23 protein-coding genes are annotated in these 23,117 nt (G+C 69.1%); 13 read left to right on the top strand and 10 right to left on the bottom strand.

The window, feature by feature from the left end:
- Window positions 1-18 precede the first annotated feature (18 nt).
- Window positions 19-1,200: a YbfB/YjiJ family MFS transporter gene (locus tag ACFYX0_RS16905; RefSeq protein WP_388971067.1), complete on the top strand. Its 1,182-nt coding sequence runs from the start codon at window positions 19-21 to the stop codon at window positions 1,198-1,200.
- Window positions 1,201-1,254: 54 nt separating this feature from the next.
- Here ACFYX0_RS16905 and ACFYX0_RS16910 read toward each other — a convergent pair whose 3' ends face one another.
- Together ACFYX0_RS16910 and ACFYX0_RS16915 are read right to left on the bottom strand one after the other, a co-directional pair.
- Entirely contained in the window at window positions 1,255-1,875 is a 621-nt protein-coding gene (locus ACFYX0_RS16910) for a TetR/AcrR family transcriptional regulator (RefSeq protein ID WP_355916623.1), read from the bottom strand.
- Between the two features lie 86 nt (window positions 1,876-1,961).
- Window positions 1,962-3,053: a hypothetical protein gene (locus tag ACFYX0_RS16915; protein ID WP_388970960.1), complete on the bottom strand. Its 1,092-nt coding sequence runs from the start codon at window positions 3,051-3,053 to the stop codon at window positions 1,962-1,964.
- A 252-nt stretch (window positions 3,054-3,305) separates the two neighbouring features.
- Between ACFYX0_RS16915 and wrbA the strand changes: the two genes are divergently transcribed.
- A complete protein-coding gene (gene wrbA, locus ACFYX0_RS16920) occupies window positions 3,306-3,923 on the top strand; it encodes an NAD(P)H:quinone oxidoreductase (RefSeq protein ID WP_311699579.1) in 618 nt (205 codons plus the stop codon).
- Between the two features lie 275 nt (window positions 3,924-4,198).
- Here wrbA and ACFYX0_RS16925 read toward each other — a convergent pair whose 3' ends face one another.
- Both ACFYX0_RS16925 and ACFYX0_RS16930 read right to left on the bottom strand, forming a co-directional pair.
- The gene (locus tag ACFYX0_RS16925) at window positions 4,199-4,849 is read right to left on the bottom strand and encodes a hydrolase (RefSeq protein ID WP_388970962.1); all 651 of its coding nucleotides are present in this window, start codon (window positions 4,847-4,849) and stop codon (window positions 4,199-4,201) included.
- An 83-nt stretch (window positions 4,850-4,932) separates the two neighbouring features.
- Window positions 4,933-6,843: an amidohydrolase gene (locus ACFYX0_RS16930; RefSeq protein ID WP_388970964.1), complete on the bottom strand. Its 1,911-nt coding sequence runs from the start codon at window positions 6,841-6,843 to the stop codon at window positions 4,933-4,935.
- 478 nt (window positions 6,844-7,321) lie between these two features.
- Here ACFYX0_RS16930 and ACFYX0_RS16935 point away from each other — a divergent pair, with 478 nt between their 5' ends.
- Window positions 7,322-8,239: a glyoxalase gene (locus ACFYX0_RS16935; RefSeq protein ID WP_388970966.1), complete on the top strand. Its 918-nt coding sequence runs from the start codon at window positions 7,322-7,324 to the stop codon at window positions 8,237-8,239.
- A 26-nt stretch (window positions 8,240-8,265) separates the two neighbouring features.
- On the opposite strand, the gene ACFYX0_RS16940 is transcribed toward ACFYX0_RS16935, so the two are convergent.
- Window positions 8,266-9,033 (bottom strand): alpha/beta fold hydrolase, encoded by a 768-nt coding sequence (locus tag ACFYX0_RS16940; RefSeq protein WP_388970968.1) that lies wholly within the window; start codon window positions 9,031-9,033, stop codon window positions 8,266-8,268.
- Here ACFYX0_RS16940 and ACFYX0_RS16945 point away from each other — a divergent pair.
- Window positions 9,014-9,772, top strand: coding sequence for a DUF4142 domain-containing protein (locus tag ACFYX0_RS16945; RefSeq protein ID WP_355916605.1), 759 nt, complete (start codon window positions 9,014-9,016; stop codon window positions 9,770-9,772). The genes ACFYX0_RS16940 and ACFYX0_RS16945 overlap by 20 nt on opposite strands.
- Here ACFYX0_RS16945 and ACFYX0_RS16950 read toward each other — a convergent pair whose 3' ends face one another.
- Together ACFYX0_RS16950 and ACFYX0_RS16955 are read right to left on the bottom strand one after the other, a co-directional pair.
- Window positions 9,773-10,993 carry an AAA family ATPase gene (locus tag ACFYX0_RS16950; protein WP_388970970.1) on the bottom strand — a complete coding sequence of 407 codons (1,221 nt, stop codon included), beginning with the start codon at window positions 10,991-10,993 and terminating at the stop codon, window positions 9,773-9,775.
- Between the two features lie 115 nt (window positions 10,994-11,108).
- Window positions 11,109-11,669 carry a hypothetical protein gene (locus tag ACFYX0_RS16955; RefSeq protein ID WP_388970972.1) on the bottom strand — a complete coding sequence of 187 codons (561 nt, stop codon included), beginning with the start codon at window positions 11,667-11,669 and terminating at the stop codon, window positions 11,109-11,111.
- An 80-nt stretch (window positions 11,670-11,749) separates the two neighbouring features.
- Between ACFYX0_RS16955 and ACFYX0_RS16960 the strand changes: the two genes are divergently transcribed.
- Window positions 11,750-12,430, top strand: coding sequence for a class I SAM-dependent methyltransferase (locus tag ACFYX0_RS16960; protein WP_388970974.1), 681 nt, complete (start codon window positions 11,750-11,752; stop codon window positions 12,428-12,430).
- A 158-nt stretch (window positions 12,431-12,588) separates the two neighbouring features.
- On the opposite strand, the gene ACFYX0_RS16965 is transcribed toward ACFYX0_RS16960, so the two are convergent.
- Window positions 12,589-13,125: a helix-turn-helix transcriptional regulator gene (locus tag ACFYX0_RS16965; protein WP_388970977.1), complete on the bottom strand. Its 537-nt coding sequence runs from the start codon at window positions 13,123-13,125 to the stop codon at window positions 12,589-12,591.
- A 119-nt stretch (window positions 13,126-13,244) separates the two neighbouring features.
- Between ACFYX0_RS16965 and ACFYX0_RS16970 the strand changes: the two genes are divergently transcribed.
- Window positions 13,245-13,580 (top strand): hypothetical protein, encoded by a 336-nt coding sequence (locus ACFYX0_RS16970; protein WP_388970979.1) that lies wholly within the window; start codon window positions 13,245-13,247, stop codon window positions 13,578-13,580.
- A 23-nt stretch (window positions 13,581-13,603) separates the two neighbouring features.
- Here the strand turns inward: ACFYX0_RS16970 and ACFYX0_RS16975 are convergent, their stop codons facing one another.
- Entirely contained in the window at window positions 13,604-14,662 is a 1,059-nt protein-coding gene (locus tag ACFYX0_RS16975; RefSeq protein ID WP_388970980.1) for an ABC transporter permease, read from the bottom strand.
- Between the two features lie 309 nt (window positions 14,663-14,971).
- Between ACFYX0_RS16975 and ACFYX0_RS16980 the strand changes: the two genes are divergently transcribed.
- The 7 genes from ACFYX0_RS16980 (at window position 14,972) to ACFYX0_RS17010 (ending at window position 20,931) form a co-directional block, all read left to right on the top strand.
- Window positions 14,972-15,397 carry a heme-binding protein gene (locus ACFYX0_RS16980; protein WP_388970981.1) on the top strand — a complete coding sequence of 142 codons (426 nt, stop codon included), beginning with the start codon at window positions 14,972-14,974 and terminating at the stop codon, window positions 15,395-15,397.
- Window positions 15,387-16,574, top strand: a complete 1,188-nt coding sequence (locus ACFYX0_RS16985; protein ID WP_388970983.1) for an MFS transporter — start codon at window positions 15,387-15,389, stop codon at window positions 16,572-16,574. Before ACFYX0_RS16980 ends, ACFYX0_RS16985 begins: the two co-directional genes overlap by 11 nt.
- An 81-nt stretch (window positions 16,575-16,655) precedes the next feature.
- Window positions 16,656-17,288 carry a TetR/AcrR family transcriptional regulator gene (locus tag ACFYX0_RS16990; RefSeq protein ID WP_388970985.1) on the top strand — a complete coding sequence of 211 codons (633 nt, stop codon included), beginning with the start codon at window positions 16,656-16,658 and terminating at the stop codon, window positions 17,286-17,288.
- Between the two features lie 76 nt (window positions 17,289-17,364).
- On the top strand, window positions 17,365-17,856 hold the full coding sequence (locus ACFYX0_RS16995; RefSeq protein WP_388970987.1) for a hypothetical protein: 492 nt from the start codon (window positions 17,365-17,367) through the stop codon (window positions 17,854-17,856).
- Between the two features lie 46 nt (window positions 17,857-17,902).
- Window positions 17,903-18,298, top strand: coding sequence for a GNAT family N-acetyltransferase (locus tag ACFYX0_RS17000; protein WP_388970989.1), 396 nt, complete (start codon window positions 17,903-17,905; stop codon window positions 18,296-18,298).
- Window positions 18,299-18,524: 226 nt separating this feature from the next.
- Window positions 18,525-18,866: a hypothetical protein gene (locus ACFYX0_RS17005; protein ID WP_388970991.1), complete on the top strand. Its 342-nt coding sequence runs from the start codon at window positions 18,525-18,527 to the stop codon at window positions 18,864-18,866.
- Between the two features lie 202 nt (window positions 18,867-19,068).
- On the top strand, window positions 19,069-20,931 hold the full coding sequence (locus ACFYX0_RS17010) for a protein kinase (RefSeq protein ID WP_388970993.1): 1,863 nt from the start codon (window positions 19,069-19,071) through the stop codon (window positions 20,929-20,931).
- Between the two features lie 136 nt (window positions 20,932-21,067).
- On the opposite strand, the gene ACFYX0_RS17015 is transcribed toward ACFYX0_RS17010, so the two are convergent.
- On the bottom strand, window positions 21,068-22,927 hold the full coding sequence (locus ACFYX0_RS17015; RefSeq protein WP_388970995.1) for a M1 family aminopeptidase: 1,860 nt from the start codon (window positions 22,925-22,927) through the stop codon (window positions 21,068-21,070).
- Window positions 22,928-23,117: the final 190 nt, after the last annotated feature.

A 23,117-nucleotide genomic window follows, 5' to 3' on the forward strand; every position in this document is an offset into this window, starting at 1 on the left:
GCGGCACTGGCGGCGGGCATGGGCGTCGGCCGGTTCGTCTACACGCCGATCCTGCCGCTGATGCACGCGCAGGCAGGGCTGTCCGCGAGTGCCGGTGCGAATCTGGCCACCGCCAACTATGTCGGCTACCTCGTCGGCGCGCTCGCGGGGATTCTCGTCCCGGCGCTGGTCCGCTCCCGTCTGCTCCTGCGCGTCTCCCTGGTGGTACTGACCGCCACTCTGGCGGGGATGCCCACCGTCCACAGCACCGCCGTATGGCTCGCGCTCCGGCTGCTCGCCGGGATCACCAGCGCCCTGATCTTCGTCATCGCGGTCAACTCCCTGCTCGGCCACCTCAGGCAGCACCCCGCCCACCTGACCGGTTGGGCCTTCGGCGGCGTCGGCGCCGGGATCGCCCTGTCCGGACTGGTCGTCCTCTTCCTGCGTGCGTTCGGTGACTGGCGCGCCGCCTGGTGGGCCTCGGCCGCGCTCTGCGCGCTCATGGCCGTCGCCTGCTGGACCTTGCGTCCCGAGGAAGCGCCCGCACCCTCCGGCGGTGAGACGGGCTCACGTCCCAGGACGCGGGTACACCGCTGGTTCAGCGCTCTGTTCATCAGCTACACCCTGGAGGGCATCGGGTACATCGTCGCCGGCACCTTCCTCGTCGCCGCGATCGGACAGGGTTCCCCGGGCTGGGTCGGCAGCGGCGCCTGGGTGCTGGCCGGACTGGCCGCCGTGCCGTCCTCGGCACTGTGGGCATGGCTCGGGCGTCGCTGGTCCCGCCCCGGCCTGCTGCTCACCGCGCTGGTCATCCAGGCCGTAGGCATCGCCCTGCCCGCCGTCGTCGGCGGGGTGCCGGCCGCGCTGGTCTCCGCGGTCCTGTTCGGCGCGACGTTCATCGGCGTCAGCACCCTCGCCCTGGCCGCGGGCGCCCATCTGCGGTTCCCGCGGTCGGTCGCGCTGCTGACGGCCGGCTACTCCGTCGGCCAGATCCTCGGCCCGCTGGCCGTCACCCCCTTGCTCCACCACGGCTACCACCAGGCCCTGATCCTGGCCTCGGTGGTGGTCCTGGCCGCCGCGGTCGCCGCCGCCGTGCTCCGCGTCGGCTTCCCCCACACGATGCCGGACGTAGAACGGACCCCGGCGGCACGGTCTGCCGGACAGGTGGGGCAGTCCGCACCGGCGTACACCCTCCCCGTACCGGACGAGGGCCAGGCCTGAGGAAACCTGGCCGCCGCAGCCGCCGGGAGCAATCGCGCAGGCGAGGACCGGGCCTCAGACGCCGGCCACTGCCTCCTGCGTCGGCCGTCCGCCGAGCAGGGCCAGGCAGTTGGGCCACAGGGGGCCGAGCCGGTCCGTGTTGTTGTACAGCTTGGCGAACATCACCTGGCCCTCCAGCTGCGCGACCACGGACCGCGCGGCTTCCCGGGTGTCGGTCACGGCGACCTCGCCACGCTGCCGGGCCTCGACGACGACCGCGTCGACCATGTCCACCTGCGCATCGAAGATCTGCTGAAGCCGGGAGCGGATGGCCTCTGTCTGGTTGCTCAGCTCCAGGGAGAGGTTCCCGAACAGACAGCCCGAGACCGTCCCGCAGCTCTGCTTGCCGACACGTTGCTCGGCCTCCGTCTCTTCGAGCAGCCGGCGCAGCCGTTGGAGCGGTGGCGCGTCGCCGGTCAGAATGCGCGTCCACGCGGCTCTCTGGCCGGTCCAGTGCTCGTCGATGACGGCCAGCGCCAGAGCCTCTTTGGACTCGAAGAAGTAGTAGAAGCTGCCCTTGGGCACCCCGGCCGCCTTGCAGATCTCGGCCACGCCCAAGGCCGAGTAACCACGCAGCTCGATGAGTGACTGCGCGGCGCCGAGTATCTTCTCCCGCGCGTCGCTGGTCCGTCCCATGGGGGGAGTGTACGTCCCGTACAGCCCTATTACTAGACCGGTCGGCTAGTCAGGTCGCGGGGTGCACCGGTCGGCCACCTGGACGCTCAGTGGGAAGCGCTCGGTTTGCGGTCGACCGGGGTGACGGGGGCGACGGTCTCCATGAGAGTGCGGCGGGGGCCGGACCAGGGGGCGGGGACGGCGTCGAGGACGTAGGCGAACCGGTAGGCGAGGTGTTCGTAGTTGATGCGCCAGCCCCGGAAGTGCGGCCACGCCTCCTCGGGGGTGCGTTCGACGGAGTAGCCGTTCGATTTCACGTGGGCCACGGCCGCGGCGAAGTCCTCGTACGTGAGGCGGATGGCCGTGTCGGGCGAGGGGTCGGACTCGTACGGGATGCGCCAGACGTCGGCGATGTCGCGCAGGCAGCCGAAGCCGGCCCGCAGCGCGAGGCGGGCCTCCGCCTGCGGGCGGCCGGGGTTGAGGGCGAGTTGCATGGCGGCGGCGTCCATGACGGCCAGCAAGGAGACGATCCAGCTTCGGTCGCAGCGAGGGGATCGGAAGCGGCTGAGGATGACATAGCTGGTGTGACTCTCACTGACCTCGGCCGACCAGCGCTCCCAGTTGCGGAACAGCTCCCTCATGCTGCCGGTGAGCCCGACCTGCCCGTAGCGGGCGAGGATTTCCGGCCCCCAGGACGGGCTGCCGGCCCGTGCCCCCAGCATGGTCACCTCGGCCTCCCGGCGGGAGTACGCGCCGTAGAGGGTCGGCAGATAGCCGACCTGGAGGCCGATGACGATCGGGCCGGTCGCGGCGGCACAGAAGTCGAGAACGGTCAGGCCCACCCGACGGCCACTGGCGAATCCGAGCGTGAAAAGGGCAACTCCCGTCTCCCGCAGGGCGTCCAGGACGCCGTAACCGCTGATCGCCACCTGGAGCATCGCATAGCCCAGCCAGAGGGCGATCAGCCAGCCGATCAGATGGAACAGGATGGACACGGCCGCCACAGGGGTCAGCGCACGGTGTTTGCCCTCGGGCGTACGGCAGCGGTCCGCCAGGAACTGAAACGGCACGTACACCATCTTGTGCAGCATCCGCGTGAAGCTGGAGCGGGTCGGCTGCGCGATCACCAGGGTCCGGAGCACCGAGGAGAACGTCCCCAGGACGACCAGCGCCCCGACGATGCCGATCAGGACGCGCAACAGTCCTCCCTCCGAAGGCCACGGCCCGGCAGGACGTCAACCATACAGTGACCGTCCGCGCACACTCCGCACACAAATTCAAATTCAGTTGAATGTTGCACCACACGGCTTGATGGTTTAGCCTTCAACCATGCGCCGCAAGCGCACATCTCCTTGATTTCTGAGATGCACAGTTCAAACGAAAGCTAGCCACGCACCATGGGCTTTTTCCGTCGCAACACAGACAGCACTGCTGGATTGGAGACCACCCCCGTGACTTCCCCCGTCAAGCTCGCGGTCATCTACTACTCCTCGACCGGTTTCAGCGCCGAGATCGCGAAGGAGATCAGCGCGGCGGCAGAGAAGGCCGGGGCTGAGGTTCGGCTGCTGAAGGCCGCGGAGCTGGCCCCCGAGGCGGCCATCGCCTCCAACGAGGCGTGGGCCGCCCACGCCGCCGCCAGCGCCGGCATCCCGGTGGCCACCCCCGCCGACGTCGAGTGGGCCGACGCCGTGATCTTCGGCTCTCCGACCCGCTTCGGCAACATCGCCTCGCAGCTCAAGCAGTTCATCGACACCCTCGGCGGCCTGTGGGCCCAGGGCAAGCTCGCCAACAAGGTCTACAGCGGCTTCGCCACCACCGCCACCGCCCACGGCGGCCAGGAGTCCACGCTCCTCGCGCTGTACAACTCCATCCACCACTTCGGCGGCATCATCGTCTCCCCCGGCTACACCGACCCGGTGAAGTTCGTCGACGGCAACCCCTACGGCACCTCGCACGTCGACGCCCAGGGCAACAACCCGATCGGCGACGACACCCGCAACTCCGCCCGCCACCAGGCCGAGCGCGTCATCCAGATCGCCGGGGCCCTCAAGGCCGGTCTCTCCGCCTGAGCCGTACTCAGCACCGCGTCCGCGCCGACAGGGGCACTCTCCCTGTCGGCGCGGTCGTGCGTCGGCGGGGTGCTCGGCGCGGTCGGGCGGTGCGTGGGTGCGCGCCGGCGGGTCATGACCCGCCGGCCGTCCGTGCCGGCAGATAGTGGGAGACCCTGCGCGAGGTCGCGGACTCCACCATGGCCCGCGTCCTCTCCTCGACCTCCCCGTCGAAGCCGGTGAGCCGGCCGCCGTGCTGCCGCAGCGCTGGGCCGTTGCGGCGTGGGGAGCCGGACCTACTGCTTGATCATGGAGTGGGCATAGGCCACACCCAGTCCGTAGGCGCCGGCGTGCTCCATGACGACCTCGGAGACTGCGTCGTAGGTCTCTGTGCAGCCCCAGTCCCGCTGCCATTCGAGCATGGTGGTCAGCCAGGTCGTCGTGACGATGCCGTGCTGGGTGATCCGTCGCAAGGCGTTCTCGTGAGCTTCGAGCGACACACCGCCGCAGGCGTCGGTGGGGACGTAGACCTCGTAGCCCTGTGCTCTGGCGGACAGGCCGGCGAGCGCGATGCACACCTCGGTCCACAGGCCCGCCATCACGATCTTGGGGCGGCCGGTCGCCTTGACCGCGTCGACGACCCGTGCGTCCTCCCAACAGTTCATCGTGGTGCGGTCGATGGGCTCCACACCGGGGAACTGGTCCGCCAGCGGGCCGAGGAGGGGGCCGGAGAAGGTCCTGGCCGCGACCGTCGTGAGAACGACGGGGACGTCGAAGACCTTGGCGGCCTTGGCCAGACCCACGGTGGCGTTGATGATGTCGCCGCGGTCGGCGCTGGTGGTGCCGAAGAACATCTGCGGCTGATGGTCCACCAGCAGCACGACGCTGTCCTGTGGAGTCAGCAGAGACGGGGCGGGATCGGGCTTGACGTCTTGGATGTTCACCATGGGGCTCTGCCTTCCGGCTGGGTGTGGACGGGCCGGTCACCGCTCCGGCTCGCCGTCTCGTCGGCGGCCTCGCGGTGGCGCTGTCACAGGACGAAACAGGGGTCGAAGACCTCGCCGGCGGCAGAGGCGCCGTTGTCGTCGGCGAAGCCTCGGACGATGCGCCATTGACGGTGTTCCTCGGACGCGGCGGCGGCCTCGACCACGGACTGCGCCTGGTTCACCCCGGAAGGGGGGCTCGGGAACATCGTGTGGTGGTAACCGCCGTAGTACGCCACCGGGCTCCAGGACGGCTCCACGCCGGGCAGGGGCGCGGCCAGTCCCTCGAACTCGCCCGCGGCGTACACGATGCGTCCGCCGACGACGGTCAGCAGGGACTCGATGTGCGAGATGTCCTCCTCCGGTACGGAGAAGTAGTCCTCCGACAGCACGGCCAGGTCGGCGTAGCAGCCCTCTTTGAGAACGCCCTTGACGTCGGCCTCGCCGGTGAGTTCGGCGCCGGCGACGGTGTACATCCGCAGGGCCGTCGCCCGGTCGACCCGGTTCTCGGCGGACGCCAGTTGTCTGCCGCCGATGGTGCGTCCGCGGAGCAGCCATTCCAGGGCCAGCCACGGGTTGTAACTGGACACCCGCGTCGCGTCGGTGCCGGCACCGACCCGCAGGCCGCGCTCGAGCATCTTGCGGATGGGCGGGGTGTGCGACGCCTGGGCCGCGCCGTAGCGGTCGGCGAAGGCCGTGCCCTGGAACATCATCCGGTTCTGGACGGACAGGGCGCCGCCCAGCGCGGCGATCCGGTCGAGGCTGGTCTCGGAGACGGTCTCGGCGTGGTCGAAGAACCAGGGCACACCGCGCGGGAAGCCACCGTCCGCCGCCACCCTGTCGAACACGTCGAGGTTGGCGCGGATGGTCTCGTCGTAGGTGGCGTGCAGCCGGAAGCCCCATCCGTTGTCGAGCAACAGGCGTACCGCCGCTTCGAGTTCGCTGTCGGCGGGGTCCGGCCGTAGCGGTCGCGGCTCGGTGAAGTTCTCGTAGTCCGCGGGCGACCAGGCGAGATTCTCCCCGGCTCCGTTCAGGCGCAGCCACTCGTCGCCGTCGCCGGGCCGGACCATGCCGATCCACCGCCGCAGGTCATCCAGTTCCTGGCCGGGGGTCTGCGGGAACAGGTGGTAGGCGATGCGCATGGTCAGCAGGCCCTGCTCGGCCAGCTTCATGACGGCCCCGTAGTTCTCGGGGAAGTTCTGGAAGCCGCCGCCTGCGTCGATGGCACTGGTCAGGCCCAGCCGGTTCAGCTCGTGCAGGAAGTGCCGGGTGGAGCCGACCTGTTGTTCCTCGTCCAGCTTGGGCCCCTTGCCGAGGGTGGCGTACAGCAGGCCTGCGGCGGGGGCGGCCAGCAGAAGACCCGTGGGCTCCCCCGCGTGGTCGCGGACGATCTGTCCCCCGGGAGGCGGGACGCTGTCCTTGGTGAGGCCGGCCGCTCTGACTGCGGCCCGGTTGAGAATGGCTGACTGGTACAGGTGCAGCACAAAGACAGGGGTGTCCGGGGCCGCCGCGTTGAGCTCCGCCACGGTGGGCAGCCGCCGCTCGGCGAACTGTTCGCCGGTCCAGCCGCCCACGACGCGCACCCATTGGCCTCTGGGGGTGCGTCCGGCCTGGTCGCGGAGCATCCACAAGGCCGTGCGCAGTGAGGGGACGCCGTCCCAGCGCAGTTCGAGCAGGTAGTTCAGACCGCCTCGGATGACATGCAGATGCGAGTCGTTGAGCCCGGGGATGATCCTCCGGTTGAGTGCGTCCACCACCCGGGTGTCGGTCCCGACGAAGCCGGCGATGTCCTGGTCGTCACCGACGGCGACGATACGGCCGCCGCGAATCGCGAGGGCCGCGGCGGCCGGACGGGCGGTGTCTCCGGTGTGCACGCGGCCGTTGCGGATGACCAGGTCGGCCGGTTCGCGGGTGCGGGGATCGGGAGCGATGCCGTCGACCGGCATGGCGTTGATCATGTGCATCTCCGGACGGGTTGTGACCGCTGCAGTACGTGCTGCACGGGCCGGCCTTCGACGATCGGGCGCAGGTCATGTCCGCCGCACGTCAGCGGTTCCGGACGCCCGGGCGAAGAGACCGACAAGACCGAAGAGACCGAAGAGACATCGAGGCTCCGGTCGACGTCGAGAGAGAGGCCTCGACAGTGCATTCCATACAGGTGAATATCAATGGAGACACCAGTAAAAGGCGCCTACTGGGATGTTAGCCGCGCCCGTGCGAACTGCCACCTGTCCGCCTCCTGGCACCGACCGACGGAGGCCCGAATCGGTCAGAGATGCGTCACCGGACACCGGCGTTTACGGTGGGTGAGTACATGACCCCGTTGTGTACGCAGGCGCGCCGCGAGCACGGCTCGCCCTTCTTGAGCGCCGCGCCCGGAAGGAATCGCCCAGCAGGAATCCTGACAGCCTTTGTGGCCCAGAGGAGCAGGCAGCCATGAGAGACCGCGCTCTCGCTCACGTCCTCCCCGTCGCACTCTCCGCCGCCCTGCTTGTCGTCCCAGCGGCCGCCACCTCGGCGGAGACCCTTCCCCGCGCCGGGCTGAGCGCTCCCAGCGAGATCGCCGTCGGCCCTCAGTACGACACGACACACGTGTATGTCGAACCCGGCAAGATGGCTGTGTTCACCGCCAGCTGGAAGGCGACCTTCGGCGGGACGAACACCGCCGTCACGGTCACCGGTGTCACCCCCACACCCAGCCGGACCAAGTCCCGGCTCATCTTCTCGCCCGTCGGAACCCTGTCGGTCTTCGACTTCCAGACGCCCGTCCCGTACCCGTTCGGGGCTGAACGGACCGGCTGGCTGCTGAAGGACTTCGACGCCGGCATCCGGCACGCGCGGGCCAGCGGCGCGCATCTCCTCGTCTCCCCGTTCTCCGACCCCATCGGGCGGGACGCGGTCATCCAGTTCCCCGGCGGAATCAACACGCAGGTCTACTGGCACACCACCGCGCCGTCGTACCCGCCGCTTGCGACAGTGCCGGAGAACCGGGTGTACGTCTCGGCCGACGCGGTCGACGCCTACCTGCGCTCCTATGTGAGGTTCACCGGCGGATCGGTCGTCTCGGACAACCGGCGTGCGGACGCGGGTGACATCGGTCTGCCCGGCAAGACGTACCGGCGGATCAGCCTGTCCTCCCCCTTCGGGAAGACCCTCATCATGGTGACCGACGGGCACCTGCCGTATCCCTTCGGGCGAGAGGTCACCGGCTACGAGGTGACGCACCTGGCGGACACGCTGGCCAAGGCCAAGTCGAGCGGAGCGAAGGTGCTTTGGGGGCCGCGCTCCGCGGCCGGTCATGGCAGCGCCATCGTGCAGTTCCCGGGGGGCTACATCGCCGAGATCCACGATTAGCGCTGCGACCGGCGCTACGCACGGGTCTACTGGTGCCCGTCCGCGAGGAACGCACAGACGATGGCATTGAACGCACGCGGCGCCGTCATGGGCATCAGATGCCCGACGTGCGGAACGACGGACAGATGGGCCCCCGGGATGGCCGCCGCGGCGCGTCGGGCGTCCGGCAGGCTGCCGCGATCCCGTTTTCCGCACAGCACGAGCGTGGGTGCGGCGATCCTCGGCAGTACCTGGGACAGGTCACTCGCTTCCAACGCGTCCAGCACGTCGATCCACCCGGCACGATCGGGCAGGTCGGAGACCGCGCGGACCAGCCGGCCTGGACGACGCCGTTCGAGCCGAAGCCGCCGTGGCGACGTCCTGCCCGGTGCTATCTCGGGGCCACCGGACAGAACCAACCGGGCGATGAGGTCCGGGTGTTCAGCTGCCGTCCGTGCCGCCACGATCGCCCCGAGAGAGTGGCCGCACAGGTGAACAGGTCCTGGACGCCGGGCGATCTCGGCGACGCACTCCACGGCCGCCGGCAAGCTGAACGGCCCCGGTGCGCCGCCGAAGCCCGGCAGATCGGGTGCGACGAGGTGGAAGTCATCGGACAGCGCATCGAGCTGGCGTCGCCACATCCGCCCGCCCTGCCCGGTACCGTGCACCAGGACCAGCGCCGGACGCTCCGCACAGCCTCCCGAGATTTTTCCAGATTTTTTCAGAACGATGATCCATCCCTGAAGTCCGTACGTACTTCCTGGCGAAGCAAGCCGCTCACGCCTGGAGGCAATCATGCCCATCTCCCGGAACATGGCAGGAACCGTCTTTGTGGCGGGTGCGCTGGGTCTGACCCTCACCGCCCTCGCCTACCCCGCCATGCTCGGCGTCCAGACCACGTCGAGTTCTCCGGACCGCGTCATCGCCAACACCCCTTACGGTCCGCTGACCGAGGCGGACCGTGACTTCGTGGTCAAGGTGCGCTCGGCCGGCCTGTGGGAGTACCCGCTCGGCGAGATCGCGTTGAAGAAGGGGTCCACGCCGGAGATGAGGGAGGCCGGCAAGCACCTGATCGTCGGCCACGCCGGACTCGACGCGATGTGCCGCAAGATCGCCCCGGAACTGGGCATCACCCTGCCGAACCAGGCGACCCCGCAGCAGCAGCAGTTCGTGGCGACCTCTGCGGCGGCGAACGGCAAGGAGTTCGACAACACCGCCGCGAACATCATGCGGGTCACCCACGGCCAGATCTTCCCGACCATCGCGAAGATCCGCGCCACCACCAAGAACACCATGGTGCGCCAGCTCGCCGACCTGGCGAACGACACTGTCCTCGACCACATCACGGTGCTGGAGAAGACCGGCACGGTCAACTTCGACCAGGTCCTCTTCCAGCAGAGCACCCCGCCGAAGCTGCCCAAGGACCAGCTCACCCCGCCCGCGCCCCAGCCGGGCGCGCCGATGGTCGTCCTCACGCCCCGCCCGGACCTGAACGTGAACACGGCCGCCCCGGCGGCCACCACCTCCCCGGCGCCCAGCCCGGCAGTCGGCTGATCAGGGCAGGAGCTCATCCCGTCCACGGGGTCTCACGCAGGACCGCCCCACCCTTTCGAAGGCGCGGGGGCGGTCCGAGAGTTCGCGACGGCAGGCGTCGAGCCGTTGCGTGCCCACCCACTCGCCGAATCCGACGCCGCTTCGGGCCAGTACGGAGTACAGATGGCGCACCGAGATGTGGTGCGCGGCGGCCACGCGGGCGGGGGTGAGGTCCCGCTCGGCGAGATGCGTTCGCATGTACTCGAGGATGCGTAGGCCGAGCGTCTCGTGCAGGGTCCCCACGGCGAGCGAGGGCGTGTCCGGCTCCGCCGCGATCGCGGCGCGGATGAGCTCCATGCTCGGCGCGGCGAGCAGACGGGCGGCGGTCGCGTCGAGGAGGTCGCGGGTTTCGGCCCTCACCGCAGGACCAAGGGCCTCGGCGCGGTGCGCGAAGGCGCGTTCCAGCCTCTCCCCCAGCGGCAGGTGGTCGGGCAGCGGCGGCTGACCGTACCGCTCTGGCGCGCCGAGCTGGGACGGCAGCTCGACCAGAGCGAGCGGGTTGCCCGCCGCTTCCCGCAGAATTCTGGTGCGTGTCATGGCGGGCGCGCCGGGATGCCGCTCCGTCAGAAGCGCTTCCGCCCCCTCGCGCAACGGCCGGACGTCCAGGACTCGAACGCCGGAGGTGTCCCGTCCGCTGAGGGCTCCCTCCCGGAGCGTGGCCACCATGACGAGCGGTACGGCGGCAAGTCTGAGCTGCAGGAAGTGCAGCACCTCCGCGCTGGAGGCGTCGAGCCAGTGCATGCCGTCGATCGCGATCAGCAGGGGCTGCCGCCGTGCCACCGCGACCAGCAGCTCAAGGGTGGCGGCGGACACGGTGTACGAGGGAGCCGGTTCGGCGTCCCCCATCTCCAGTGCCCGGTACAGCACCGCCCGTCCCGGACCGGAGATCTCGTCCACGTGCTCCCACAGGGACCACCGCAGTTGGTGCAATGCGGCGAACGGAAGGTTCCTCTCGGCCTCCGCGCCGCTCACGTTGAGCACTCGCATCCCCTGTGCCGCGGCGTATCGGCCCGTCTGCTCCAGGAGCACCGTCTTGCCGACTCCGGGCTCGCCGCGGAGCCACAGGCCGCGTCCTCGCTCCGCGCCGTTCACGACCGTCTCGCGCACGACCGTCCACTCCGCACCGCGGCCGAGCCGGTCCGGTTCGAGCAGAACGTACGTCGCAGAAGTGCCGTACCGCACGGGCCGCTTCCCCCCTCCCTGACACCGGCGTCCCTCCGAGGCCACCATCCTGAGCCGCTGCGCAGGGTGCCCGGGGCAGGGCGACCGGTTCCCTGCACGCTGGAGCATGCGTTCCTCACGGCAGGTCAAAAGTCTCGTTGGTCAACCACTGCTCGAGGCTGATGCCCGCCCCGCTGAGCACCGCATAGAGATGGCGTCGCGAGATGGCATGTTCCGCGGCGACGCGCTCGGGAGTCAGGTCGGATTCGCTCAGGTGCCGGCGCAGATACGCCAGGATGCGGGTGACAAGGACGTCGTTCATGGCCGCCCTGGTCGGCTGCTCCCCGGCGTCGTGGGCGGCGGAGACGAGCAGTGCTCGGACGAGGTCCGTGGTGGCGCTCGCCAGGGCGGGCGCGCCGGGATCGGTCTCGAGCCGAGCCGGGTCGTGCCACAGCCCGCGCAGATGGCCGGGCACCAGATCGTGCAGCGGACTCAGGCGCAGCCGAAAGGACGCCCTCAGCACCACGTCGACGGGCACTCCCAGCCGCTCCGCGTCGATGACCACGGCCTGCGACCCGCCTGTTCCGGACCAGCCATAGGCGCGGGCCGACTCCTCGTGCATCGCACAGACGTCGTGCGCGCGGACGACCTGCTGCCGTCCTCCCAGCTCGACGCGTCCGCCCGGATGCAGCCTCACGCGGCTCCCACGGCACCCCGCGGTGGCAGCGGCAGGAACTGTCGTAGGGCGTGCCTCGTTGGACGGGCATGGGCCTGAACATGCGAGCAGGACATCAGGGGACGGGACCCGGTGCGATCACCCCCGACGGCTGCGCGGTCGAGCTGTATGCGCGGCTTCCGGTCGGGGCAGAGCCGGATGTCATCGTCGCGGCGGTGCCGGCGGGTGCGCGCATCCTGGAACTGGGCTGTGGTGTGGGGCGGGTGACCCACCCGCTCCTGGAGCGGGGGTTCACGGTGACTGCGGTGGACGAGTCCTCGGAGATGCTGGAGCGCGTCCGCGGGGCGCGCACGGTGTGCAGTCCGATCGAGGACCTCGCCCTGGGTGAGACGTTCGACGTGGTGATGCTGGCGTCGTTCCTGGTGCACGCCGGAAACATCGAGGTCCGGGAGGCCCTCTTGCGCACCTGTCGGCGGCATGTCGCTCCGGGCGGCTGTGTACTGATTCAGCGCGAGGGCGAGGACTACCATACGAACCTGCCTCGCGAGCGCGTCGACCCAAGTGGCTTCACCGTGCGGATCGTGTCGTCGGAGCCGGTCGGCGACGGAGCGCACTCCGTACGTGCGGAGTATGAGTTTCCGGTCTCCGCATGGACGCAGACGTTCCTCTCCCGGCCGCTGACGAAGGAAGTGTTCGAGGAGGCGCTGGCAGGGGCGGGCCTGGTGGTCGACAAGTACCTGACGGACGATCGGACATGGGTGCGTGCGGTTCCCGCCTCCTGAGGCATCCGTGGTTCCGGCGTGACGACGAGGGCCGTACGACCAATCCGGATCGGTTGCCCGCAACTCGACATCGTCGGGGTTCGCCTCGATCGCGAGGCACACAGGGGTCATCTCCTGTCCCACAGCGGACCACATCGGCCAGGGGGTGCGAGTACAAATCAACCCGAGGGCTTGACCACCGTCGGGGGTTGAGATGCGCTGGCGGTGGTCCGGCGACTGGTTCGGTAGCGGCTCGGGGTCGTTCCGACGATGTCGGTGAACGCTGCGATGAAGCTGCTGGGGTTGGCCCATCCGCAGGCGTAGGCGGTCTGGATGGTGTCGTGGCCGTCGGCGAGGAGCACGAGCGCGTGGTGGATGCGTAGCTGCGTGCGCCACTCATAGAAGGTCATGCCGAGTTCGTTGCGGAGCAGTCGGCTGAGGGTGCGGGTGCTGACTCCGATCGTCTTTCCGAGTTCGGCGAGCGTGGCGTTGTCTGCCGGCTGCTCGTACAGCATCCGGGCAATGGCTTGCAGTCGGTCGTCCCGCGGCTCCGGCAGGTGCAGTGGCTGTTCGGGTGCTTCGCGGAGTTCATCGACGAGGACTCGAAGGAGGCGAAGGCGCGCGGAGCGGCTGTAGTCAGGCGCAGAGTCGTCGTAGTTGTGGGGGCCCGTCAGGACGAGCAGGACCTCGCGGGCGAGGTCGGAGGCAAGGAACACGGCGGGATGGTCCGGTATGAGCCGGGCGAGGGACGGCGCGAGAAAGACGATCCGCATATCGGTGTCGCCGCCGGGAGGCCCTCGACGTCGGCGGCACCCGCCGTGACAGGGCACGTGGCATGCTCGAAGTCCTGACCCGCGGCGTGACCGACGACCCCCGAAGGAGTCGCGTCAAGCTGATCGAATCTCTCTCGGCCGGTCCGCTCGCGGCAAGTGAACGCCGACACGGAATGCGTCACTTGGCAGGCCTGGTGGAATCGCTGCTCCTTGAGGGATGGCACGACCCGGAAATCAATACCACAGCCATGTCGATGGCCGTGGTCGGGGGCGTGAATCAAATTCTCCTCAACTGGGTCGACGGCGTCATCCAGACCTCACGCGAGGACCTCGTCCAGCAATCACTCTACCTTTTCGAAGCAATTGCCGAATTCGGAGCGGGCACGCCACGAGCCTGATCTCGGCAAGCCACTGAAGCGCATCAGGGCGCCGCATGGGACGGGGCCGGACGACCACCGGCATGGCAGTGCCGCCAGACGAAGAAGACGGTGCCGGAGAGAACCGCCCAGCCGGCCAGCACCAGGAAGGGGAAGGCGTGCTGGTGGCCGGCGAAGTAGACGGCGGTGTGCTGGGCGTTCACCGAGGCCCCGGGCGGCAGCCAACGACCGATGACACCGAGGGGAGACGGCAGCAGCGGCCAGGAGACGGCACCGCCCGAGGACGGGTTGCCGAGTACGACCATCAGTCCCCACGTCGGCAGTAAGGCCCAGCGCCCGACCAGCGTGTTGAACATCGTGAAGACCGTGCCCGACACGAACATCGTCAGCGTCAGGATCGACCAGGACTCGACGAAGGGCAGCTTCAGGGAGCCCAGTAGCCAGTCCACCACCGCGGCGATGGTGAATCCGCCGAGCACGGCGTAGACGAGGATGAAGGCAATACGTTCCCATGGCATGAGCGCACGCGCGTGCACGTTCAACTGGATGGCGCCGACGAAGCCGATGATCACGGCCGCGATGGAGATGTAGAAGATCGCCAGTCCCCGCGGATCACCTCTCTGCAGCGGTTTGATGTCGCGAACGGTGACCGGCACCCCGGTAGCCTTGCCGACTTCTGCTGCCGTTGCCGTCAGCACCTGGGCCACGGACGCCCCGGAGGCGCCGGAGACATCCAAGGTGATGGCGTCCCCATGGGAAGGGACGTCGAGCACGGCGAACACCGTCTGGTCGTCCACGGCCTCCTTCGCCGCTCGGTAGCTGTCGTAGGCGCTCACCTTCAGTGAGGTGGACAGCCCCTTCTCCATCTCGGCGATGAAACGTCGGCCCTGCTCCTGGTCCCAGGCGCCGATGGCCGCGATGGGAACGGTGTGCGGGGTCGGGTTGGCCATCGCATAGGTGTAGGAACCGGCGAACAGCCCTGCCACGGATGCCACGATCAGCACCAGCACGGTCGCCGGGAGGTAGGGGGACTCCCGGAAGGCGGTCCAGCGGTCCGCCGGGGTGGGCGGCCGACCGTGCACACCATGCGGCAAATCAGGCATGGCGGATAGATTAGATCATCCACCCCAACTCCCCCTCCCACTCTCACGGGTGGCGGCGGGACGGTGCGGACGAGACGCCACCCTTTCCTGCAGTGTCGCCGCCGCCTCCTTGCGGCGCCGCACACCGCCGCCGGCCTCATTGGCGTCACAGCTCACCGGCCCCCGTAGATCGCGGCGTCACGCCGACGCGCCGACGCGCCGACGCGCCAGCGCACGCAGGCGCGGCCGAACCGTTTGACGTGCACCGAAGCGCAACTTTAGAGTTTGGAACCGATCGGTACCAAATGATTCGAGATCCGAAGGAACATCGTGACGCTCAGCGCCGCACTCATCGAGAAGCTCATCGCCGCCGCGAAGGAGGAGGCGTTGCAACGGGGGTTCCCGCCGGTCAACATCAGCGTGTGTGACAGGGCGGCCCACCTGGCCGGGTTCCTCCGCATGGACGGGGCGATCCTCGGCACCGTCGACGCCGCACACCGGAAGGCGCGTACGGCGGCGCTGTTCGAGTCCGACAGTGCGACCCTCGGCGGGGTGGCCCACCCCGACGGCCCCAGCTACATGGTCGAGCACACCAATGGCGGGTTGATCAACTTCGGTGGCGGAGTCGTCATCAGGGATGCCGGCGGTGCGGTCGTCGGGGCGATCGGCATCTCCGGTGCCTCCGTGGCGGAGGACGAGATCATCGCCGAGGCCGCCGCCTCGCGCGCGAGGGAGTCGCTCGGCGATGCCGCGTAGTGTCCTCTCCCTGGCTGTCTCGACATTCGCCATCGGCACGACCGAGTTCGTGATCGTCGGACTCATTCCGTCGATGGCCGAGGATCTGCGGGTCAGCGTCCCCACCGCCGGACTCCTGGTGAGCCTCTACGCCTTGTCGATCACGATCGGCGCACCTCTGTTCACGGCCCTCACGGGGCGGGTCGACCGCCGTAGGCTCGTCATCTGGCTGATGGTCATCTTTCTTGCCGGGAACCTGGCGGCGGGCTTCGCGCCCGGCTTCGCAGCGCTTCTCGCGGCGCGCGTCATCACGGCCTTCGCCCATGCCGTCTTCTTCAGTGTCGGCGCGGCCGTCGCCTCCTCGCTCGTCCCACGGGAAAAGGCGAACGGGGCCGTGGCGGTCATGTTCGGCGGTCTGACCGTCGCCATGGTGCTGGGTGTGCCACTGGGCTCGTGGATAGGCGAGACGCTCGACTGGCGAGTTCCCTTCCTCGTCGTGACGGCACTGGCTGCGGCGAGCGTCATCTCCCTGGTGCTGCTTCTGCCCGCGAGAATTTCCCACACACCGCCGGCCGGCCTGCTCTCCCAGTTGAGGCTGCTCCGAAATGGCAGGCTCGTCACGATGTATCTCATCACCGCGCTGGGATTCGGCGCCAATTTCGTGGTCTTCACCTACGTCTCCCCGCTGCTCACGTCCGTGACGGGCGTGAGCGAGAGCATGGTCAACGTCGGACTGGTCTTCTTCGGAATTGCCACCGTCATCGGCAATTTCTGGGGAGGAAAACTTGCGGACCGCCTCGGTACCAAGCGGGCCGTCATCGTGGTGCTGCTCGGCCTGGCCACGTCGCTGGCACTGCTGCCCGCCACGGCCCATTCGACGGTTCCCGTCATCGTCAACCTCGCGGTCTGGGGATTCTTCGGCTTCGCGATCAACCCGGTGGTGCAGGCCGGAGTGGTGATGGTCGCCGAGGACGAGGTGCCCGAGTCGGTGGGTGCCGCGTCCGGCTTCAACATCGCCGCCTTCAACCTGGGGATCTCGGGCGGATCGCTCCTCGGTGGACGGGTACTCGAGGACGCCGGAGTGCTGGCCACTCCTTGGGCGGCCGTTTCCCTGGCCCTGACGGCGGCGGCCGTCACCGGTTTTGCGCTCAAGCCGCACACCGTTCACCCGGCAGCTTTGGAGGCAGTTACCAAGTGATATCCTAGGGAGTCGCGCAACGCCCGATTCCCCAGGCCGGGTTCATGGGTCGTCCAGGTGGAGGCGCGCCGGAGAAAGGCAGTGAAGTTGTCCAGGCCGCGGACCTTCGTTGAAGCACAGGCTCTCCAGAATGCGCTGTTCGCATTCTGGAAGTACGGATACGAGGGGGCTTCCCTGACTGTGCTTACGGAAGTCACCGGAATGGGCAGAACCAGCCTCTACCGGACTTTCGGCAGTAAAGAGGAACTGTTCCGGCGCGCCCTGGAGCTCTACCGCTCGGATTACCTCGACTTCCGTGTCGCAGCGCTGGCCGAGACCACGCCCAGGCGCATCGCGGAGAAACTTCTCTACGGCCTCGCGACGCTGCACACCGGGGAGACGACTCCGCCCGGGTGCCTGGAAACGAATGCGGCGCTGGCCTGCGGCCCCGACAACGACGTGATTCGCGAGGAACTCGCCCGCAACCGCGATCAGATCGGACCCGCCCTGCGTCAGCGGCTGCGCGAGACGAGCGCGAACGGGCCGCTGCCGCGGGGGCTCGACGCCGATGCGACCGCGACGCTCCTGCTCACCCTGTTCCAGGGAATGGCGGTGCAGGCGAAGGGCGGTCACAGCAGAGCGGACCTCGAAGGGACCGTACGTGCCACCCTCAGCTTGTGGGAGGGACCGGAGGAGACGGAAGAGCCGGCCTCCTCCGCGCCGCCTGCGGACTAGCTCCCGCTGTAGATCGTGATCTTGCTGGAGGGATGTGGATGGGCACGACATCTGTCACTGGCCCTACACTCCGGCCATGCCGATCCAGCCTCGGTCCGCAGGCTCCGCTGAGGAGCAACTGTCGATCATCGATGCCTTGATTGCTCTGCCGTTCCCCGAACAGGAAGGCCAGTCGGAGACGCAGTTCGGATGGGGCGGCCCCGGGTATCACATCGCTGATCTCCGGCAGAGCCGGGACTTCTGGGACGCTCCTGATCCGGAGACGTTCACAGCGGCAGAGGAGGAGTTGGAGGCGGACCTCACCGCACTGGTCACGGTGCCGGCTGGGCGTTGGGGCAGTCCGACCGTGGTCGATCTGTGGCCCTATCTCGGGCTCGACAACCCGGAGCACCCAGACATCGAGGCGCCGGAGCCTCTGAGCTCCCTGTGCAACCTTGCTGGGAGCATGCAGATGTGGCAGGTGCCGTCTGCTGGTCGCCGGCTCGGGCTCACCCTCGGCCAAGCGGATCGGGAGTTCCCCTTCGAACTGCTCGCCGCGGTCGGCGAGGCCTCCACGCTTCCGAAGTAAGCCGTGGGACTGCCTATCGCGAGTTGTGTGGACGAACGACAAGACGGTGGCCGCAGGTCACAACATAGATCCCGTCCGGTGGCGGGAGGCGTTCGAGGTGGCCATGGGCGGGATCGCGGGCCGGTTCGCCAGCACCTGGGGACGGCCCGCCACCTCCACCTGCTGGACCCTGGCGATCGGCCTCGTGCCGGCCGCACACGGGCGCGGCATAGGCACCCAGGCCCAGCGACTGCTGGCCGAGCACCTCTTCGACCACACCAGGGCCGAACGGCTGCAAGCTTGGACGGACTGCGCCAACCTCGCCGAGCAGCGTGCGTTGGAGAAGGCGGGCTTCGTCAGGGAGGGCGTGCTGCGCTCGGCGCAGTGGCGCGGCGGCCAGTGGCACGACCAGGTGATCTTCTCCCTGCTCCGCGCGGAGCGGTCCGGCGGCGAACCGAGGTGAGCACCGGACGGTGACCGACCTGACGAGTCCTTGGTCGTCGTTCCTTATGGTGGCCTTGGGCTCGTGCCGTGCAGGGATACTGATTTGGTGCTGTTGACGTGGATCGCTGAGGTGGCGGACGAGCCATTGGTGCTGGAGCCGGGTGACCGGCGGGTGGAACGGGAGACCAACACCTGGTCGCTGGGTGCGGCGGACGAGGACAGGAGGTCGTTGTCCGCCCGCCGAGGTGGTCGCTGCCTTCGAGCGCACGGCTGCCGCCATCCGGGAACGCATTCGCGAACTGGGCTTTCCCGGAGTGGCGATGTTCTATGTGTGGCACGACGCGCAAGCCGGGCAGCTCCAGTGCTCGACCGGTCCTGTGCCCCCGGATGCGTTGCCGTTCCGCAGCACCTATGTGGTTTCCGACGACCTCAGTCCCGTCGTCGAGGCGTTCCTGGCCGACAGCAAGCCGGGCATCGTCGCCTGGTCGGACCTGGACGACGTGGAGAGGCGCTTGGAGCAGACTGAGGCAGAGCCGGAGATCACGCCCTTGCATGTGTGGGCCAGCAGGGTCGGAGCCTCACACTGAGTGGTCCTGCCCATCCACACGGGTGAGTCGGCACCGGCCTCGTAATCCGCCCGACTCGGGGTGAGTTACCGCATCTCCATTCGAGTAACCCCGAGTTCGCGCGATTGCTCACGAGTCTGTTGAAACCGAAAGCCTCGCAAGCGCTTGCTGACGTCATGATGTGAACCCTGCGTGGGGAGACGCAGCGGACCTTGGGGGGCATATGGAAGCTTTGCGTGCGCTGGGGGTGGGGGATCCCGATCGGGTCGGGCCCTACCGCGTGGTGGGCCGGCTGGGGGCCGGCGGTATGGGACGGGTCTATCTGGCCCGGTCCAAGGGCGGCCGGGCGGTCGCCGTGAAGGTCGTACGGCCCGAACTCGCCGAGGACCGCGAGTTCCGGCAGCGGTTCGCGCGGGAGGTCGCCGCCGCCCGCCGGGTCAACGGAGTGTTCACAGCAGGGGTGGTGGACGCGGATCCGGCGGCGGACCCGCCGTGGCTGGCCACCGCTTATGTGCCGGGGATCTCGCTCGACACCGCCGTCGCCCGGCACGGGGCCTGGCAGGCGGGCCCGGTGACGACGCTCGCGGCGGGGCTCGCCGAGGCGCTGGAGGCGATCCACGCGGCGGGGCTCGTGCACCGTGATCTGAAGCCGTCGAACGTGCTGCTCGCCGCCGACGGCCCCCGGGTCATCGACTTCGGCATCTCGACGGCCACCGAGGCGAGCGCGATCACCCGTACCGGGGTCGTGATCGGAACACCCGGGTTCATGTCGCCGGAGCAGCTCACCGGTGAACCCGTCGGACCGGCGAGCGACGTGTTCGCGCTGGGCGCGGTCCTCGCGTTCACCGCGTCGGGCTCCGGCCCCTTCGGCACCGGGTCGGCCCAGGGCCTGATGTACCGCATCGTCCACGGCGAACCCGACCTGGACGCCGTGCCCGAGGCGATGCGCGGTCTGGTCGCGCGCTGCCTGGCCAAGCGACCGGAGGACCGGCCGACCGTCGACGCGCTCCTCGCGGAACTCACCGACGCGGCCGGCGCGGCCCGTACGACGTTGCTGTTCACCAGCGCGTCCTGGCTCCCCCCGACGGTGGCCTCGACAGTACGGGAGGCCTGGGACGGGGCGTCGGGCGAGGCGACGACGGCGCCGGAGACGCCCCCGGCCGGGGCCAAGGTCATCGCGCCGGAGACGCCGGTGGCCGGGGGCGGCGGACATCCGCCGGCCGATGCGCCGTCGCCTCCGGGATCCGCGGCCCCTTCCACGCCTGCCCACGAGGCGCCCACCGTGGCGGGGCCGGTTCCGGCGACCCCGCCGCCGGCCTATACGCCGACCGCCTTGGTGTCGGACGCGGTGAGGAGTGGCGCGGGAGCGGACACTCCTCCTCCCGGAACTCCGCCTCCAGGCGTACTGCCCACGCCGGTGCCGGGGAAGTTCGGCAACCCACCCGGGAGTTCCTCGGGCGGACGTCGTGTGGCCGTGATCGGCTCCGTTCTCGCCGCGGTTCTGGCGATCGGGCTGGTGGCGTGGCGGGCGGACGCCCTGTTCGGCGGTGGCGGGACCGGCACGGACAATGGGAACTCGATCGTGGATCCGTCGCCGCACGTCTCACCGGGCGATGACACCCCGTCCCCGCCGGACGACACCCCGTCCACACCCGAGAACAGCCCGTCCACGCCCGACAACAGCCCGTCCACACCTTGGAACAGCCCATCCACGCCCGAAAGCTCCCCGTCCACACCCGACGCGAACGTCACAGGCCTCTCGGGCCAATGGAACGGCAGCTACGTGTGCAACCAGGGCATCACAGGCCTGGTGCTCACCATCGAGGACCACGACGACGGGACCGCTGACGCCGTGTTCGCGTTCTATCCGGCGCCCTCCAACCCCCAGGTCCCGCGCGGCTCGTTCGCGATGGCGGGCACCGTCCAGAACGGTGTGCTGACGCTGCGGGCGACGCATTGGATCAGCCAGCCACCGGGCTATCTGGCGGTCGACCTCCAGGGCGCCTACGACACGTCCACCCCGAACCACCTGGACGGCCGGATCTACGGTCCGAACTGCACGACGTTCTCGGCGGACCGTTCCTGAGTCACCGGTCCGGCGGCAAGAGTTGAGCCGGGCCGCCGCCGGGTGCGGACGGCGGCGGCCCGGGGTTCGCCGCGGACGGCTCCGCGAGGAGCCCGCCGCGGCGAACCGATGCCGTGCTCAGCCTTCGATGCCGTGCTCAGCCGTCGATACGGTGCTGCGTCCAGAACGAGGTCAGGTCCGTGGTCGTGGCCGCCTGGGCGGCTGCCTTGAACTCGGCCGTGGTCGAGACGCCGTACCAGTGCGCCGCCGCATAGCTCTTCAGCAGCTGCGTCATGGCGCTGTCGCCGAGGACGCGCCGCAGATCGTGCAGGGCGCACTTGCCGTAGCCGTAGACGACGGTGGAGTACCGGGAGGAGTGGGCGTCCCAGTAGGCCATCGAGTTGGTGATCTTCTCCGCCGACGAGGCCCAGGACACGCTGTTCCAGCAGTTGGTGCCGGTCTTGCTCTGCGCCAGGTCGGTGGCGTAGTCGGTGAACGCCTCGTCGAGCCACGGGCTGTTGTACTCGTCGTCACCGACGATGCCGTACCACCACTGGTGACCGATCTCATGGGTGAGCGCCGTGGTGCTGACCAGGTCGAGGACGAACCCGGGGTACTCCATGCCGCCGAACCAGAAGTTGTTGTCGATCACGGTGTCCAACTCGCCGTACGGGTAGGCACCGAACCGCGACGCATGGGTGTCGACAACGCTCTTGGCGGTGCTGAGCATCGACTGGGCGTCGGACGAGCTGATGCCCGAGACGGAATAGACGTTGACGGACGTGCCGGCGGGCGAGGTGCCGGAGATCTTGCTGAAGGGGCCTGCCGCCCAGGCGAAGTCGCGGACCTTGGAGGCGGTTGCGGTGGTGATCGTGCGTCCGCTGGAGCCGGGAGTGTCGACCGAGGAGCCGGTGGCCGGTACGAGCAGGGTGGTCGGGTGGTCCAGGGTCACCTTGAAGTCGGCGGCCAGGGAGTAGAACGACTCGCCGTTGTTGGTGTACGGGTCCAGGTGCCAGCCCGCCCCGTCCTTGACGGCGAGCACCGGCAGGGCGTTGCCGATGAAGTTGAAGGCCCCGTCGTGGCCGAACCGGTCGGCGCCGCTGGGCACGGTGATGCCCAGGTCGAAGCCGATCGTGGCGCTCTGGCCCTGGGCGAGGGGCGTCGGCAGGTCGATCTTGAGGGCGGTGCAGGCGACGGACAGGGCGCCCGCGGTGCCGCCGGTGACGTTGCTGACCGTGATGGGCGGGGCGGAGCAGGTGCCGTGGTAGTTGTCCCACAGCCTCAGATACACCTCGCTGAGCGCCGTGGCGGACGCGTTGGTGAAGATGGCGCTCTCATGGCCGGTCCAGACCGTGCCGGAGTTGTTGCTGCTGAGGCTCACGGTGTACGCGGGTGCGGCCGGGGTGCGCGTGGAGTCCGCAGGCGGGGCCGTGCCGCCGGAGGTGTCGAGGCTGACGTCGTCGACGACGAAGCTCGTCTGGAGGCTGGAGTCCTCGGTGCCGGTGAAGGCGACGGCCACGGTCTGCCCCGCGAACGCCGACACGTCGAACGACTTCTGCACATACCCGGTGTTCTTGTCGAGGTTCGAGTACGTCGCGAGGGTCGTGCTGCCGATCTTCGCCGTCAGCTTGTCGTACGCGGTGGACGAGGTCGTCTCGGCGGTGTCGACGTGCAGCCAGAAGCTGAGCGTGGCGGTGCTGCATCCGGACGGGATGGTCACGCTCTGTGTGAGGCTGTCGGTGTGGGTGCTGCCCACACCGTCCAGCCAGGCGAAAGAGGTGCCGCCGTGGGCCGTCTGACCTGCTCGGTCGGTGATGACTCCGGTCTTCGACTGGGTCCAGGGCGAAGTCCCGCTCTCGAACCCGCCGTTGGTGATCACCTGGGACGGGGTGCAGGCGGCAGCCGCGGGGGCCGTGGACGGGGTGGCCGCCGCGGGGGTCACGGGAAGCAGGACGGCGGCCATCGCGGCGACGGCGAGTGCGCTCGTCGCGAGGGCCTTGTGGGGGGTGGGTCTCACACGAAACTCCTTTGCGCCGGCCGGGGTTCCGGCTCGCTCGGTGGCCGCCCGTCGGCTTGGGTGCGCCGCTGGGCAGCCAGGGCTGCGCGTATCGCTCGCGCGATCGCTGAGTGAGCTTCCTGCCGCCTCCCCGTGGGGCCGGGGCGACGGCTACCGGCAGCGTGGCAGATTTGACCGGAGCATGCCATTG

The sequence above is a fragment of the Streptomyces sp. NPDC002573 genome, assembly GCF_042889625.1.
In the GTDB taxonomy this organism is placed as follows: domain Bacteria; phylum Actinomycetota; class Actinomycetes; order Streptomycetales; family Streptomycetaceae; genus Streptomyces; species Streptomyces gibsoniae.